The organism is Spirosoma litoris (assembly GCF_054776755.1).
In genome coordinates this window covers 54332-69830 of record NZ_BAAHBI010000015.1, presented here as the reverse complement: position 1 = coordinate 69830, position 15499 = coordinate 54332, and the positions used below count along the sequence as shown (strand labels likewise).

At 47.3% G+C, this 15499-nt stretch carries 14 protein-coding genes and 1 pseudogene; 10 read left to right on the top strand and 5 right to left on the bottom strand.

Translation table 11 applies throughout. The features are described 5' to 3' along the window. Positions 1 to 146 precede the first annotated feature (146 nt). Both ACYVGR_RS11950 and ACYVGR_RS11945 read right to left on the bottom strand, forming a co-directional pair. Positions 147 to 974: a universal stress protein gene (locus tag ACYVGR_RS11950; protein WP_460956809.1), complete on the bottom strand. Its 828-nt coding sequence runs from the start codon at positions 972 to 974 to the stop codon at positions 147 to 149. Between the two features lie 181 nt (positions 975 to 1155). Continuing rightward, the gene (locus ACYVGR_RS11945; protein ID WP_460956807.1) at positions 1156 to 1458 is read right to left on the bottom strand and encodes a hypothetical protein; all 303 of its coding nucleotides are present in this window, start codon (positions 1456 to 1458) and stop codon (positions 1156 to 1158) included. On the opposite strand from ACYVGR_RS11945, the gene ACYVGR_RS11940 reads away from it, so the two are divergent. Further along, entirely contained in the window at positions 1457 to 1591 is a 135-nt protein-coding gene (locus tag ACYVGR_RS11940) for a hypothetical protein (protein WP_460956805.1), read from the top strand. The genes ACYVGR_RS11945 and ACYVGR_RS11940 overlap by 2 nt on opposite strands. Before the next feature lie 4 nt (positions 1592 to 1595). On the opposite strand, the gene ACYVGR_RS11935 is transcribed toward ACYVGR_RS11940, so the two are convergent. Together ACYVGR_RS11935 and ACYVGR_RS11930 are read right to left on the bottom strand one after the other, a co-directional pair. Then, positions 1596 to 1934: a helix-turn-helix domain-containing protein gene (locus tag ACYVGR_RS11935; protein WP_460956803.1), complete on the bottom strand. Its 339-nt coding sequence runs from the start codon at positions 1932 to 1934 to the stop codon at positions 1596 to 1598. A gap of 107 nt (positions 1935 to 2041) precedes the next feature. Then, on the bottom strand, positions 2042 to 2659 hold the full coding sequence (locus ACYVGR_RS11930; protein WP_460956801.1) for a transposase: 618 nt from the start codon (positions 2657 to 2659) through the stop codon (positions 2042 to 2044). A gap of 326 nt (positions 2660 to 2985) precedes the next feature. Between ACYVGR_RS11930 and ACYVGR_RS11925 the strand changes: the two genes are divergently transcribed. The 8 genes and pseudogenes from ACYVGR_RS11925 to ACYVGR_RS11890 all read left to right on the top strand — a co-directional run bounded on the left by ACYVGR_RS11925 (position 2986) and on the right by ACYVGR_RS11890 (position 14451). Beyond that, positions 2986 to 3699, top strand: coding sequence for a Fic family protein (locus ACYVGR_RS11925; RefSeq protein ID WP_460956799.1), 714 nt, complete (start codon positions 2986 to 2988; stop codon positions 3697 to 3699). 52 nt (positions 3700 to 3751) lie between these two features. Continuing rightward, positions 3752 to 3940, top strand: a pseudogene (locus ACYVGR_RS11920) (Fic family protein); the annotation flags it as partial. 292 nt (positions 3941 to 4232) lie between these two features. Continuing rightward, entirely contained in the window at positions 4233 to 4862 is a 630-nt protein-coding gene (locus tag ACYVGR_RS11915) for an RNA polymerase sigma-70 factor (RefSeq protein ID WP_460956797.1), read from the top strand. After that, entirely contained in the window at positions 4859 to 5893 is a 1035-nt protein-coding gene (locus tag ACYVGR_RS11910) for a FecR family protein (protein ID WP_460956795.1), read from the top strand. The genes ACYVGR_RS11915 and ACYVGR_RS11910 overlap by 4 nt, the downstream gene beginning before the upstream one ends. A gap of 189 nt (positions 5894 to 6082) precedes the next feature. Continuing rightward, entirely contained in the window at positions 6083 to 9553 is a 3471-nt protein-coding gene (locus tag ACYVGR_RS11905; RefSeq protein WP_460956793.1) for a SusC/RagA family TonB-linked outer membrane protein, read from the top strand. A 13-nt stretch (positions 9554 to 9566) separates the two neighbouring features. Further along, positions 9567 to 11075: a RagB/SusD family nutrient uptake outer membrane protein gene (locus tag ACYVGR_RS11900; RefSeq protein ID WP_460956791.1), complete on the top strand. Its 1509-nt coding sequence runs from the start codon at positions 9567 to 9569 to the stop codon at positions 11073 to 11075. Between the two features lie 249 nt (positions 11076 to 11324). Continuing rightward, entirely contained in the window at positions 11325 to 11963 is a 639-nt protein-coding gene (locus ACYVGR_RS11895) for a 3-keto-disaccharide hydrolase (RefSeq protein ID WP_460956789.1), read from the top strand. Positions 11964 to 12156: 193 nt separating this feature from the next. Further along, a complete protein-coding gene (locus ACYVGR_RS11890; protein ID WP_460956787.1) occupies positions 12157 to 14451 on the top strand; it encodes a DUF7133 domain-containing protein in 2295 nt (764 codons plus the stop codon). A 135-nt stretch (positions 14452 to 14586) separates the two neighbouring features. Here ACYVGR_RS11890 and ACYVGR_RS11885 read toward each other — a convergent pair whose 3' ends face one another. Next, positions 14587 to 14805, bottom strand: coding sequence for a substrate-binding domain-containing protein (locus ACYVGR_RS11885; protein ID WP_460956785.1), 219 nt, complete (start codon positions 14803 to 14805; stop codon positions 14587 to 14589). Between the two features lie 80 nt (positions 14806 to 14885). Here ACYVGR_RS11885 and ACYVGR_RS11880 point away from each other — a divergent pair, with 80 nt between their 5' ends. Then, entirely contained in the window at positions 14886 to 15344 is a 459-nt protein-coding gene (locus tag ACYVGR_RS11880; RefSeq protein WP_460956783.1) for a bile acid:sodium symporter family protein, read from the top strand. The last annotated feature ends 155 nt before the right edge of the window (positions 15345 to 15499 follow it).

The following is a 15499-nucleotide window of genomic DNA, read 5'->3' as shown; positions in this document are numbered from 1 at the left end:
ACCCAAAACTACGGCCCGACTGCGGTGTTTACTTGCCATCATTACTTTTTAAGGACTACCACTAAACCAAAACTCTGATTGTGATCACCCCAGCAATTGATTAGCATACGATAACATACTGATTATCCAAGCATTTACACGTTGATTTATACACGCATCACTAAAACTGGTTTTGTTGAATGATTAAGCACATCTTCGGCCACACTTCCCTCGATCCAGTGCCGCAGACCTGTATGACCATTCGTGAATAATACAATCAGATCTGCATTTACCTCATTCGCATAATCAATAATGCCACTCGATATATCCTTCCCCGGCCGTATAATACAGTCAAACTCGGTAATTCCTTTAGCGCTGGCAAACTCATTAACCCAGTCGCGAATGCCCTCAGGAACCCGGCTGTCGGTGGGCGTATGGATATATAAAAATTGGTGTAACCCCTGCTCGCCCATTTGAAATGGATAATGCTGAATGGCTTTAAGACGGTCATCTACGTCAATGGCGCAGACAATATTTTCAGGTCGAAAATGAGCAACAGGCTCCTTGATAATCAGTACAGGGCAATGCGCATGTCGGACAACCGTTTCGGCATTTGAGCCAATTAGCAACTCCTCCAAACCAACTGTTCCCGACGATCTCATCACGATAAGATCAGCAGGTTGATCGGTAATTGAATGGGCCAGATCTTGCCCGGTTGCCAATAAGGTAGGAATAATGGCAATGCCTTTGTAATTACTATTCGAGGCTAGCCGCTCCAGGGCTCTTTTTGCTTCCTGTTCGATCTGTCGGTCGTCATCGAGGGTTCGATTTGCGGTAAGTATTGTGGCTTCCGGAAAGGCAGCTACTGGAAACGGATAAACTACCGAGTGCAGTAGGAGTATACGGGCAGGATACGTTCTGGCTAGATCGACAGCTACCGATAAGGCAGCTTCTGTATCGGCACTCAGGTCAGTTGGTACAATGATCGTTTTCATCGTCAGGTAGGTTAAAATGAACTCAACAAAGAAGCCCCTATTTCCCATCCCATACGCTGATTTAGAATCTATATCCTACTGATTTATATCATATTACTGCCTAATATGGAGATTTCGGCGAGGTTGGTTCTGAGCCACTTTTGGTGATTAGCCCAATCCAACCACTCGTTTTCGCAATAGGTCAAAACTGGCTCGGCCATACATGGTTCGCTTGATAGTCTTCAGCCGATTCACCGCGACGGCGGCCCGGCTGCCCTTCTACCTGGCCATTACTCCAGACCGAACAAAATGCCTGACGCACCGCTTGGGAATCATGACATAAGTTGAGGCTAAACTGCCGTAAAGCGCTAATGTTTGACTCTTGTGCTTCTATTAACCAACTATCCAGATGTTCTACCTGCCGTTCTGCCATCATCGTTCGGAACCTAACGGCTAATTCATGTAGCTTTTGGGCTAATGGACAGTTGGTAAAGAATTGATCCATGAAAGCTCGATCAGTGGCTTTCGATAAGGACTCAAGGGGCAAACTTAGCCATCGACTGATTGACGGACCGAATAAGGAACCGGCTTGTCAGCCAAAGGAAGAACGAGCTGTGCCTTGCGAGGGTAATCTCTGACTAATCAAAAGACACTCGACTTGCTGCCCAAAAAGCCTTGCTGCTTAACCTCTGCGTAGAGATAAGCACTCCGTTGTTCACCTTCCTGCCAGCGCTGTCGAATATAATCTTCAAAAGCTAAGATGCCCGATGAATGGCGTGGTACCCTAACCCTAGTCTTAGTTGGATAAGTTGACCAGGTGAGGTATTTTTTTACTGTATTGCGTGATAGTTTCAATTGGGTAGCAATGCCCAAAATAGAATAACCTTGTTGCCGCAATGGTTTAACCTCCTCAAATTTAGATTGCCGAGCCGATAGAAAAGGCGTTGATGGTTCTCTTGTAATGACCTGATTACTAATCAATTCTACCGTCTGTGATACAGACGAAGTACTTGTTAATTCTTGTGTAGTTTGCTGTAAGCATACTCGTTAGCTTTCAACAAACCGTTGAATAGCTTCTCCTAGATTTTTTAACAAGTGCCATCGATCAGCGATTTGGACAGCCTGTGGTGGTGCTTGGCTTGCTGCTCAGGATGGAGCTCTAGCCAATTTTTGAGTGTGGTGGTTTCTCGATCTGGCAACAAATCAACCACTTGATGGGTCTCTAAATCTACTAAGATTGTTCCATATCGATCTCCCTTTCGAAAAGCGAAATCATCCACCCCAAGTACCCTTGGTGTATGGGCAATGCTAATGGATTGAGCCCGTAACCGTCGTAAAAGTGTGGTGCTACTGGCCGGTAAACGGAAAAGCGTTCCCATGCGCTGACCTGGTCGAGCTCCAACCGCTTGCATTAATTGCGTCTGTTGTTGCATACATCGCTGGGTGCAACGGGCATAGGGCTGGATGATGGACTCAAAACGCTCGGTAAAGATCCTGCGAGGGCAGACTGGATTATCGCAGAAGAATTTACGCGCCTTGAGCTGCCATTGTTGATATTGGCCTACCAGTGGTAGATCGGCCAAGGTACGGTTATAGCGACTATGAATACGGTGACTAGCCGTTCCACAAAGCGGACAGTTACTAAATAAAGCTGTGCTGGTTAGTGCTACTATAACCAGGTTCGGTTGTGAAGTTACTATTTGCAATTCCAGTTAAAATGGCAATAAAAATGAAGATAGCATACTTTATGAACATACTATCATCACCAAAAGTGGCTCAGAACCAACCTCGCCGAAATATACACCCTAAACGGTTTGGCAGACAAAATCTCGTTCGGGCTTGTAAAAACAATCATGTACATAGAATGTACATGATTACCGTATCGTGTACATAGAATGTACATGAATCAGTTTCGAGCCGAACTTCCTTACAATAAGCTACCCTTCTTACCGCCTGGCGTGAACTCGTTGAAACCATACCGATCCTGCGGAAGGAAAGCCGGGCGGCTTCGGCGCTGGCTGAATTAAAAGGGTTGAGCCGATTGTTACCCAATCCCGCTATCTTAATTAACGCGCTGGTGCTCAAAGAAGCCAAGGCTTCCTCGGAAATTGAAAACATTATTACCACTGATGACAAGCTCTATCGGGCCTTGACTGTCAAAGGACAAGATGTTGATACAGCTACCAAAGAAGTACTGCGCTACCGACAAGCTCTCTACACAGGTTATCACTTCATCAAACAGAAGAGGTTTTTAAGTACCAACGGTATCCTACAGATTCAGCAGGAACTGGATCGGACCGTCGCACGGCAAAACCAGGCAGGTATCCGTCGGCTCCCCGGTACCAGCCTACGGAATGATCGCACCAACCAAGTTATTTACACACCTCCCGATGATCCTTCTGTGCTCAATGGGTTGATGCATAATCTGGAAGAGTATCTCAATACAAATGAGCCGGACCAGGTTTCGTTGCTCATTAAGTTGGCCATTCAACATTACCAGTTTGAGAGCATTCATCCCTTTTATGATGGCAATGGGCGTACTGGACGCATTATCAATGTACTTTATCTACTCCTTCACGATTTATTAGGTGAACCCATTCTTTACATAAGTGGCTACATCATTGAGCACAAAGCGGACTATTACCGAATTTTACAGGCTGTGCGTACGGAACAGAACTGGGAAGATTGGATATTATTCATCTTACAAGCAGTTGAGGTAACCGCTCGGCAAACAAGGGCTATTTGACCAGACGGTTGAGCAAGTTCGCAGCCAAGCCCCCAAAGTATATAGCAAAGAGTTAGTTGAGGTGTTATTCGAATACCCGTATAGCAAGATCGAATATTTGGTTGATCGGCTAGAAATCGATCGACGAACAGCCTCCAAATATTTACGTAGTTTAGAGCAGCTTGGCGTGCTACGCTCTGAAAAGAAGTGGAAAGAAACGCTTTTTGTTAATGTAGCTCTCTTTAACTTATTGCGCCAATAGCCTCCCTACCAATGTGATGGTTATGTAACTTACATTGACTGATTCGGATAGTTTAGTTCACTTGTGACTGTTCACAAAAAGGGCAGTTATCATCATTAACTGAACTTGTCATAATCGGTGACCAAAATCGTTCAGAAAAACGTCCTATTCCGGCTAAGAGAAATTTTCTCATGGGAATAAAGAATTCTTAGTATACCGTTAGAAGATCAGCATTATACTATTTTTTAGCAGTTAATTAGGGGTGGTTGCCCTTTCTGTATCTTAAGCCTTGTACAGATTGTCTAAAACATGCATGGCTCCTACTCTTCCCCTCCCAGTTGACTTGCCAGGCGATGGTTTGTCTCAACAACATCATGACCTGCTTATGGTTACTATGCAGCCGAAACCTGACGACGAGCTATTGATTCGGCGTGCTTTCCAAATGGATGCATATCAGGGGTGCGATCTGCTGTTTCGACGCTATTATCAACCATTATGCAGTCATGCGGTGCGATTCGTTTATGACAAAAATCTCGCGGAAGATATTGTGGCTGATCTTTTTCAGACATTCTGGCAAAAACGATTGTACGAACGAATCGACTATTCATACCGGGCATACCTTTACCGGGCTGTCCGACAGAATTGTCTTCTCTATCTACAGCGAGAGGCTGGTCAAACCATTTCAACCGAGCAGGTGATTCTGCTGGATTCATTTATTGGGGCCACTTCACCGGTTGATCAGATCCAGTTTGATGAATTGAATGAACGGATCGAAGCGGTGATGAACGCACTTAGTCCAGCCGTTCGGCGAGTGTTTCTGCTTAGCCGATTCGAGGGCCGCAAGAATCAGGAAATCGCCGACGAGTTGCACATTTCCTTAAAAACTGTCGAAGCCCACGTAACGAAAGCGCTCGCCCTTTTCCGTAAAGTTCTGCTACCATGAATGAGCCTCAAGTATATCCAACCAAAGCTACCATTTTTGCTTATTTTGCCCACCAGGCTACACCCTTAGAACGGCAACAGGTTGAGTCCTGGCTAACTACGCCGGAAGGGGCCACGTTGTATTTTACGTATCTGGATGAATGGGAGCGGCAACATCCACAATTTCAACCAGACTTGACGAGGGCGCATGAGCGATTTTTACAGTTCATGCAGCAGACTGATCAAGAGGCTGTTTCAGCCCCTTTCAAGATTGAACCTTCACCTATCGATCCAGCATTTACCGTTCAAGCCAAAACATGGTTTCGGGCTCATGCGCGGCTGGCCATAGCCGCTTCGATACTGCTGATCGGGAGTTTATGGTTATCCATCGATTATTGGTATTATATAACCTGGACGAATGGATACCGTCAAATTCAAACGATTCGTTTACCCGATGGGTCCGATGTAGAATTAGGAGCTAATTCGTCATTACAGTATGCCCGTTTTGGTTTTGGCAGAGGAACCCGGAACATCTGGCTAACAGGCGAAGCGCAGTTCCGGGTGACCCACCAGCCAGATAATCAACGATTTCGCGTGCATACCCCCGATCAGACGGTTATTGAAGTCCTGGGAACTATTTTTGTGGTTAATAGCCGCCGAAATACCACGCGCGTTATGCTCAAAACCGGACAAGTTAGTATGACAACGCCTGTCGCAACAGGGCCATGTCTGCTCTCACCAGGTGATCTGGTAACGGTTTCTAAAGAAAAAAAACTTCAAAAACAGCGTTTTAACCCTGAATCGGCTCGGGTTACCTGGCATGATCATCAGTTTATTTTTCACGATACTCCTCTGAGTGAACTAATAACTCAATTGCACGATACATTCAACGTAAACATAGTTGTCCCGCAGCCTGAGTTAAGGAATCGTAGACTATCGGGTACGTTTGAGGCCGAAACGGCCGATGAGCTAGTACAGGCATTAGGGTTAATGATGAATTTAAAAGTCGAGTATTCGCCCGGTAGCTTTACACTCACACAGCCAATTCAATAAGTTACCCAAGTCATAAAGTAAACAGGCAGAACTACGACCAGTTCTGCCTGTTTACTTTATGACTTTTTTTACAAAAAACTACATTTTTTTATTAGGGTAGTCGATGGATTCTGTATCTGTCAGGTAAGGGCTAGCCTGAAATAGGCTAGTCTCCTGTGCATTCCTAAACAGCCTTTAACTACCCTGAATATGAACTGCTTTTTACGAGTTCGTCCTAAACTCCAAACTAGGACTAGGACACACGTTCTTATTGGTCTATTAGCATTAGGCTATTTACCTACGTCGGCTCAACTACTGGCACAAAATAGCTCCTATAAATCAGCTGTTCGTCAGGCCGAAACGCACCGACTAACCGATGCCATTCAACAGCTTAAGGATCGTTATCATGTTAACATTCTATTTGAAGAACGAGCCCTTCGCAACCTATATGTTTCGGCCCAGTCCACACAGCCACGAGCAACCCTCGAGGCTAGCCTGGCCACATTACTTCAACCCCTTGGCTTACACTACCGGAAAGTAAAAAACAACTACATTATTGTAACGGGCGAAACCGATAGAAAACAAAAATCATCCTTGACAGAGCTTGCCCACCATACAAGTAATGACCCTAACCAGATACCAGCAATAGATGCCCACTTAATCGAACACCAGGGGATGGCACGCCTACAAGGAGGTGCGACATTGGCTGAACGGCCTGTATCCGGGCGGGTAATTGATGAGAATGGCGTAGGTATGCCAGGCGTGAGTATAGTCGTTAAAAATACCACCCGTGGTACTACCAGCGATTCAGAAGGAGCCTTCAAACTACTGCTTCCTGATGAGGCTACTACCCTGGTTTTCTCGTTTGTCAGCTATCAGAGTCAGGAGGTGACTGTTGGAAATCGAACCACCCTTGATGTACAGATGAAACCGGATATGAAATCACTGAATGAAGTGGTGGTCGTTGGCTATGGTACGCAGCAGAAAGAGGACATTACGGGGGCTATTGCCATTGCCTCGGCCAAAGAACTGAAAGACCCACCGGTGGCACAGGTCGCTCAAATGTTGCAGGGTAAACTGGTTGGTGTGCGCATCGACCAGGTGAGCGGACGACCCGGCGAAGGCATGAATATTAAGGTTCGGGGTTCGGTGTCGATTACGGCTGGCGCTAGTCCATTGTATGTAGTCGATGGCATGCCCATTACGGGCGATATCAACACGATCAATCCGGCCGAAATTGAGAGTATCAGCGTGTTGAAAGATGCCGCTTCCTCATCGCTCTACGGATCGAGGGCCGGTAATGGCGTGGTGCTGATTCAGACAAAACAGGCTAAAGCGGGCAAAACACAAATTGACTTTAGCGCCTATTATGGTTTTGAAAAGATTCCCGATGCCCGGAAGCTGAAAATGATGAACGCGGAGGAATATGCCCAGTTTCAGAAAGAAATTGCCGAATTGAACGGGCGAACGGTGAATCCGGCTTTCCAGAATCCGGCCCAATACGCCGGAAAAGGTACCAATTGGTTCGATGTCGTAACCCGAACTGGCGCTGTTCAAAGCTACAACCTGAGCCTTCGTTCTGGCTCTAAAAACTTCCTTACCTCCGTTACCGGAGGGTATTTCAAGGAGGATGGGGTTGTGATTGGTACTGGTTTCCAACGACTTTCGCTTCGTGTGAATACGGAATTTACGCCCAGTGATAAAATCAAAGTCGGCTTTAATCTGGCTCCCAATTACGCCTATAACACCAATTTTGCAACCGATGGCGGGCCCTATGGTACTGAAAATATTATTTCCGGAGCGTTAGCAACGAGTCCACTGGCCAGTCCCTACAATGCCGATGGTAGCCTGGCGCTAACGGCTTCGGACCCGGCTTCGTTTGGCAATCCAAACTGGCTTCGGGTAGCCCAGGAAAAAGTATATAAAAATAAAACCCAGGCATTGCTTTCGAATGCCTACGTTGAATACGAAATCATAAAGGGCTTGAAAGCCAAAACAACGGCCAATATTCAACTGAGCAACAACAACATATTCCAGTTCAACCCTTCCACCATTGGCGTTTTATTCACTCCTCCACCCCGGATTCCGAGCGGCTCCGATAATACGACCCGGATGTATAACTGGATGAATGAAAACTCACTGGCCTATCAGAACGAATTTAACGGGCATAGCATCGACGCGCTGGTCGATTTTACCGCTCAACAGTTCAGAAGTGAGAACAACCTGATTACGGCGACCAATTATACGGACGACAAAGTGCAGGCAGTAAGTGCGGCTGGGAGAACGGTCGTTACCAGCGATGTTCAGAAATGGGCTTTGCTATCGTTTCTGGCCCGCGTGAATTATAACTATAAAAGCAAATATCTCTTTACGGCCTCTATTCGTCGCGATGGTTCGTCGCGCTTTGGGCCCAATAATCGGTGGGGAAATTTCCCGTCGGCTTCGGTAGGCTGGATTGTTTCGAAAGAAAATTTCTGGCACTTAACGCCTGTTTCATTTTTAAAGCTGCGGGCTAGCTACGGAATCACAGGGAACTTCGAAATCGGCAACTACTCCTTCCGATCAACGGTTGGCCCAACTTACTACGACTTCGGGAATACGCTTTTCCAGGGTAGGGCCGCCAACAATCTGGGCGATAATAACCTGGGGTGGGAACGAAAAAAACAGTTTAACATCGGTGCCGATGTCTACCTGCTGAATGATCAGATTCAGTTGACGTATAACTATTACCGTACAACGTCCAGCGATCTGTTGTATAACGTTTCGGTTCCTGTATCGTCGGGTTTTAGTAGCATTCAAACCAACATTGGCGAGCTGAAATTCTGGGGGCACGAAATTGGCCTTAGCACCACCAATATCCATAGAAACCGGTTTACCTGGACTACGACGCTCAACCTTTCGTTTGATCGAAACCGGGTAGAAAAACTATCGACCGAAAAAACCAACGCTATTTACCAGGGAATGCTCAATTATGGGTTCTACAGCCATATTTCGCAAGTGGGTTCGCCGGTTGGTCAATTTTACGGAGCCGTTTGGGATGGTGTTTACAAGAATCAGCAGGATTTTGACAGTTCGCCAAAGTACGCTGATTCGCAGGTTGGCACCATTAAGTTCCGGGATCTGAACGGCGACGGGAAAATTACATTCCCGGAAGATTATACCACAACCGGAACCCCCTGGCCTAAATATATCTTTGGCCTGACCAATCAACTCAATTTTGGAAATCTTGATTTTGGCCTGACCATTACGGGCAGTTATGGCAACCAGATTCTGGCACATTACGAAAACTGGCTGACCAATCTGGATGGCCCATTTAACGTGCTGGAAGAAGTAAAAGACCGCTGGAAATCACCTACAGATCCCGGCGCGGGTAAATATGGCAGCGTGCAGCAGGGAACTACCTATCTGGAACGCGACCGCTGGAGCACCCGATACCTGAAAGACGGGAGCTTCCTGTCGTTCAAAAATATTACGCTAGGCTACACGCTTCCGCTCAAGGTAAAAACCATTCGGAGCCTGCGGGTGTACAGCAGCATTCAGAATGCCTGGGTCATTACCAAGTATCCGGGAAACCCGGAAGTGAATACGCGAAATGTATCCAGTGGTAGTTCACCGGGTGTCGATGAAGGATCGTATCCCGTTCCCCGCACGGTCAGTTTCGGCGTAAATATTGGTTTCTAAACAAGGATTCGTCATGAAAATCAAACTCATAGCCTTAAGTATCTTATTTTTTTCGCTAAGTGCCTGCCATGATTTTTTGGATGTCGTTCCAGAAACGTCGTTGACGGCTGATAGTTTCTACAAATCGCAGACAGACTTTGAACAGGCCGTTGGCGGGATTTACGCGCCACTTCAGGGACTGTACAATCAGGACTGGATTCTGAACGAGATGCGTTCTGACAACACCTTCTTTATTTATAATGTTGCCCAACGGGGCGGAAAGCCGCAGGAAGATCCTGCAACGTTTACGGTGGAAACCAATAACACCTATACATCGGGCAAGTGGACGAATTGCTATCTCATGATAGCCCGGGCGAATCAGGTGCTGAAAGCAATCGATGCTGCCAGTTTCGATGAATCCGTTAAATCGAATTTGAAAGGACAGGCCCTTTTTCTGCGTGCGTTTGCCTATTTCGACCTGGTAAAAAATTTCGGAGGTGTTCCGCTATTTCTGGACCCAGCTACAGGTTACAAAGACACCTTTAAAGCAAGAGCTGAAGTCGCCGATGTGTATAAACAGATTGGTACAGATGCTGCGGCAGCCGCTAAACTCTTACCCGCCAAAGCCTCGGCACCCGGTCGGGCTACATCGGGGGCCGCGTATACGTTACTGGCCGATGCCTACATCAATCAGAAATCCTGGGCCGATGCCGAAACAGCGCTGAAAACAGTGACAACACTGGGATACAGTCTTTTGCCCAACTATGCGGATATTTTTAAACCGACCAATAAAGGCAATAGTGAGCTTATTTTCGATGTGCAATATGCAGAAGGAACATCGCAGGCAATCTATAACGCATTGCCTTATCTGTTCATCCCCATACTAGCCGATCCATCGATACTTACGGGCGTAAAACCAGCGTCGCAGCAAAATTATGGTGGCTACAATGTACCGACGCCCGATTTACTAAAAGCCTATGAAGACACGCTCAACGATCAGCGGTTTTCAGCATCCATTGGCTTCTATACAGGTCCATCGCCCTTAATCGGCATTCCGTACTACAACCATACACCCTATATCAAAAAATACCTGCATCCGCACGCTGTTTATGGGCAAACGGCCGACAATGGGCCGATCTATCGGTATGCCGAAGTGCTCTTAATGCTGGCTGAGGTAACGAACGAGCAAGGGCGTCAGGCCGATGCAGTGGGTTATCTGAATCAGGTTCGGACGCGGGCAGGCTTATCCCCACTGGCTGCTGGTAGCCAGACCGATATGCGTACCCGTATTTTGAAAGAGCGTCAGATCGAGCTGGCTTTTGAAAATAAGCGCTGGCACGATCTGGTCCGAAGTGGATTGGCAGTTCAAGTACTGTCGGCCAAGGGGGCCAAAATCAAAGCTAATCCGCAGGCCTATTACTATCCGACGGGTAGTGCACCCATCGCCACCGCTTTTAACGTGACGGACCGGGACCTGCTCTATCCAATTCCCGTCAGCGAAATCATTACTAACCCTGACCTGAAACAGAACCCCGGCTATTGATACGTTTATTTTTCGACAGGATTGACAGGATAAAACAGGATTTTTCAATTTTTCTCAATCCTGTTTTTGAACTTTCTAAAATCAAGCACTAATCGGTGTGTTTTTGTCATCCCGACGCAGGAGGGATCTTTGGTAACTGCCTAAAAAAACAAAATACCGAAGATCCCTCCTGCGTCGGGATGACAAAAGCATTAGTAAAACAAAAGTTTAAATATCCTCCCTGTCAATCCTGTCAAAAAAAGCTACTCTATGAAATCATTTCTGCCCTTACTCCTCGTTGCGGTCGTATTCAAGACGGGTTTTATGACTCACGCTACCTACCCAAAGACGCAGCTTTTCGATGGTAAGACCTTCCGGGGTTGGGAGGGCGACACCGTAAACACCTGGCGAATCGAGAACGGCACCATTGCCGCCGGACGACCGGGCCAAATGGCCCCGCACAACGATTTCCTGTGCACCACCCGCAGTTACGCCAACTTTGTGATGCGGTTGAAAGTCAAGCTAACGGGCACGAAAGGGTTTGTGAACGCGGGCATCCAGTTTCGCAGTAAACGACTCACGAACCCGCCCTACGAAATGATTGGCTATCAGGCCGATTGGGGACCCAAATACTGGGGGAGTCTGTACGATGAATCCCGCCGGAAGGTAACGCTGGTCCAGCCCGACTCAGTGAAGATGGCAAAGTGGGTCAAAGTAGGCGACTGGAATACGTACGAGATTAGGGCCGAAAATCGGCGTATTCGTTTGTATGTAAATGGGAATCAGACCGTCAACTATACAGAGTTGGATGAAACCATTCCTCAATCGGGATTAATTGGCCTTCAAATTCACGGAGCTGGCATGACACAGGTTGCTTATAAAGATATTACGCTCGAAGAACTTCCCTAATTTATTCTTTTCGACAGGATTTACAGGATGCACAGGATTTTTGACCGTGGTGTCAGATGCTCACATCTGACACCAGTAGGTTTTGAGAAACCTAAACATGTCGGTTTTAGAAACCGACACCACAAAGAGAAATCGACACCACACAAAATCCTGTGCATCCTGTAAATCCTGTCAAAAAAAATAGTTTCTCTCTATGAAACGTACTTTCTGGATTGCTGCCACTAGTATCCTCTTTTCAATCCTATGCCTGGCTGCTGCCCGATATTCGGATAGTATCAATACGAGTTCGCAGGAAGACCCATTTGAGACGCCCCGCACAGTTAGTCAGACTCCATCCACAGTGCCGCTTTCGCCCCTCGAAAGCATGAAAACGTTCCGACTTCCCAAGGGTTACCACCTCGAATTGGTTGCGAGTGAGCCAATGATTTCGGAGCCTGTAGCTCTCGCCTGGGATGGTAACGCCCGTTTGTACGTAGCCCAAATGGAAACCTACATGCAAACGGTACTGGCTACCGGCCAAAATCAGCCCCGAAGCCGGATCATGCTGCTGGAAGATACCAATGGCGATGGAAAAATGGACAAGAGTTCGGTGTTTATCGATCATTTATTGATGCCCCGCGCCATTCTGACCGTCGGTCATGAGCTACTCGTCAACGAAACAGATTCCTACGATATTTATGCCTATCGGGACACCAATGGCGATGGCAAAGCCGACAAAAAAAGGCCCGTGTTTCAAAGCAAACGAAAGGCGTTTGGCAATGTGGAACACCAGCGTAGCGGGCTGGACTGGAACCTGGATAACTGGATTTATGAAACCATCGATCCGATTCGGTACCGATACAAAAATGGCGTACTGAAAGCAGATACGCTGCCCAATGCCGCTGGTCAATGGGGCCTGACCCACGACGATTACGGACGGGTCTTTTTCAGCCGAGCAGCTGCCGGCATTGCGGCTTCTGGTTTCCAGATCAATCCGGCCTATGGTCAGCTTGATTTTCCGGATGCGTTTGAGGAAGGGTTCAATCACGTCTGGCCAGCCATCAAAACGCCCGATGTGAACGGTGGCCCCAAAACATTGCGACCCGATAGTACCATGGCCGATTTTACATCGATTTGCGGGCAGTCTGTTTTTCGGGGCGACCGACTCCCGGCCAGTATGTTTGGTGATTATATCGTATCCGAGCCCGTTGCGCGCGTTATTCGGCGAGCCAATATTCAGAATAAAGATGGGAAAATTCTGCTCGCTAATGTCTACCATCAGGACGAGTTCATCTCCTCGACCGATATGAATTTTCGACCGATCAATACCTACACGGGGCCAGATGGCTGTCTGTACATCGTGGATATGTATCGGGGCATTATTCAGGAGTCGACCTGGGCGCAGCCGGGCAGCTACCTCTACGATCAGATCATGACCAAAGGACTGAACAAGAACATACAACGGGGTCGAATTTATCGACTGGTCTACGATGGCATAAAGCCCGGCCCAGTCCCTAACCTATTGAACGACCCAACGCGTAAATTGATTACTTACCTGGCGCATCCTAATGGCTGGTGGCGAGACAATGCCCAAAAAGAAATCATTGTCCGAAACGATAAATCGGTAGTCGCATCACTGAAGCAAATCGCCCTGGGCGACAAAGGGGTACTTGCTGAAAAACCAACGCCCATTACCCGCATACATGCCTTATGGACACTGGAAGGGCTGGAGGCCCTGGACAAACCAACGGTGCTGGCCGTGCTCAGTGACCCGAATTCGGACGTGCGAAAAACGGCGGTATGGCTTAGTGAACCCTGGCTCAAAACGAATGATGCGCAACTGCTCGACAAACTGGAGTCGCTAAAAACCGACGATAGCTACGATGTCCTTTCTCAACTTGTGTTGTCGCTTTCCTACAGCAAAGCCGGGAAAGCAAAAGCCATTGCGCAATCCATTCTGGCCAGTCATGCCGATCATGCTGTGCTAACGGGTATCGAGCGTACGCTGAAAAAGGCAGAAGAGATCCGAAAGATCGGCAGCAGCAGACTCGCAGCTTTAAATCCGACCGATCGGCAACTGGTACGGGAAGGCGCTCAGATTTTCACGGCGCTATGTGCCACCTGCCACGGGTCGCAGGGGCAGGGAACGCCTACGAAAATTGCCCCCCATCTGGCCGGAAAGTTCAAGTTGCTGGAAAACCGCGACGAAGTAATCAAGATCTTACTTCAGGGCCTGACTGGGCCCGTCGATGGCGTTACCTACCATGAACTGATGCCGCCAATGGGCACCAATAGCGATGAATGGATCGCGTCGGTGCTGACCTATGTTCGGCTGGAGTTGGGTATGCAGAGCTTCCCCGAAATGTCGTCGGGCTATATGAACAACTTCGTGCTGGTGAAACCGGAGCAGGTCAAGAAAATCCGGGAACAAACGGCTGGCCGAACCAAACCCTGGACCTGGGAAGAGTTACTGAAAGAGCGCGATCTACTGCGGCAGAGCAAGAAATGAGGATGACTAAAAATAGAACGCCGATTCTCATGATTTCTATGATTGATCATGTTCAGCCGCGAAAATCATAAGAATCATGAATATCTGCGTTCTATCCTAACTCGCGAGTTGATTTACGGATCATCAATGTCGTATTCAATAAATGAATTTTGGATATAAACTACTGAGGTTATTGAGTTGACGAATTAATAATTGAGCTACCAACTGGCCAATTTTGTGAATGGGCCGCACAACAGGCGTCAGTGGTGGCGTAACGAACGTACTATGGGGCGCGTTGGAAAAACCAACTAAGGTTATATCGTTCGTCTCCCGCGTAATGGCCAGAATCAGGCCATCCACCCGACTCGATACCATGGCTTGCAAATTATGCTTTTCAATGTCCAGGGATCACTGGATTGCATAACTGGTATTGGCCCTGGTTTTATAGGCTACCCATGCTAGTTGCCATTTTACTTAAAAAGCGTCAACAAATTAGCCGGGCAATGATCGAAAACGGCCTCTCGTTTTCGGCCATGCTGGGTATCGTGATCAATACGGTCATCATCACCACTTCCGGACGCGACAATCGCTTGCAGGTAGGTGGCTTGCTAATTATTACCTGCCTTTTACACAATATTATTGGGCTGAGTGTTGGCTATTTTACAGCCCTACTCGCTGGTTTACCCAAAAAAGATCGCCGAACGATTGCGTTTGAAGTAGGCATGCAGAATGGTGGAGCAGCCACGGGACTAGCTTTGCAAATGGGAAAAGTAGCCACTGTCGGACTGGCATCGGCAATTTTTGGACCCTTGCAAACTGTAACGGGCTCAGCATTGGCCAACTGGTTTCGGAAAAGATCAGTACAACTTATTTTACCGCAAACAGATAATGGGTTTGCTAAAGAAGCTATTTAGACTGAAACAACCAGTGTACCAACCGGCTCTCAAAGATAAAGTTGAAATCCTGGCTTTGTTTTTCACTAATTAGTTCATTTCTAATCGTATACAGAAAGCTTTTACCGTCATTAATTATACATGTCTAATCCCCGACCAAAACCGTCCAGAATAGC

Excerpts from the sequence above, each read along its gene's own strand:
- ACYVGR_RS11895 (WP_460956789.1), top strand. The coding sequence starts at position 11,325 with ATGAAATCATTTCTGCCCTTACTCCTCGTTGCGGTCGTATTCAAGACG.
- ACYVGR_RS11915 (WP_460956797.1), top strand. The coding sequence starts at position 4,233 with ATGGCTCCTACTCTTCCCCTCCCAGTTGACTTGCCAGGCGATGGTTTG.
- ACYVGR_RS11950 (WP_460956809.1), bottom strand. The coding sequence starts at position 974 with ATGAAAACGATCATTGTACCAACTGACCTGAGTGCCGATACAGAAGCT.
- ACYVGR_RS11885 (WP_460956785.1), bottom strand. The coding sequence starts at position 14,805 with ATGGTATCGAGTCGGGTGGATGGCCTGATTCTGGCCATTACGCGGGAG.
- ACYVGR_RS11880 (WP_460956783.1), top strand. The coding sequence starts at position 14,886 with ATGCTAGTTGCCATTTTACTTAAAAAGCGTCAACAAATTAGCCGGGCA.
- ACYVGR_RS11945 (WP_460956807.1), bottom strand. The coding sequence starts at position 1,458 with ATGGATCAATTCTTTACCAACTGTCCATTAGCCCAAAAGCTACATGAA.
- ACYVGR_RS11940 (WP_460956805.1), top strand. The coding sequence starts at position 1,457 with ATGAAAGCTCGATCAGTGGCTTTCGATAAGGACTCAAGGGGCAAACTT.
- ACYVGR_RS11910 (WP_460956795.1), top strand. The coding sequence starts at position 4,859 with ATGAATGAGCCTCAAGTATATCCAACCAAAGCTACCATTTTTGCTTAT.
- ACYVGR_RS11900 (WP_460956791.1), top strand. The coding sequence starts at position 9,567 with ATGAAAATCAAACTCATAGCCTTAAGTATCTTATTTTTTTCGCTAAGT.
- ACYVGR_RS11890 (WP_460956787.1), top strand. The coding sequence starts at position 12,157 with ATGAAACGTACTTTCTGGATTGCTGCCACTAGTATCCTCTTTTCAATC.
- ACYVGR_RS11905 (WP_460956793.1), top strand. The coding sequence starts at position 6,083 with ATGAACTGCTTTTTACGAGTTCGTCCTAAACTCCAAACTAGGACTAGG.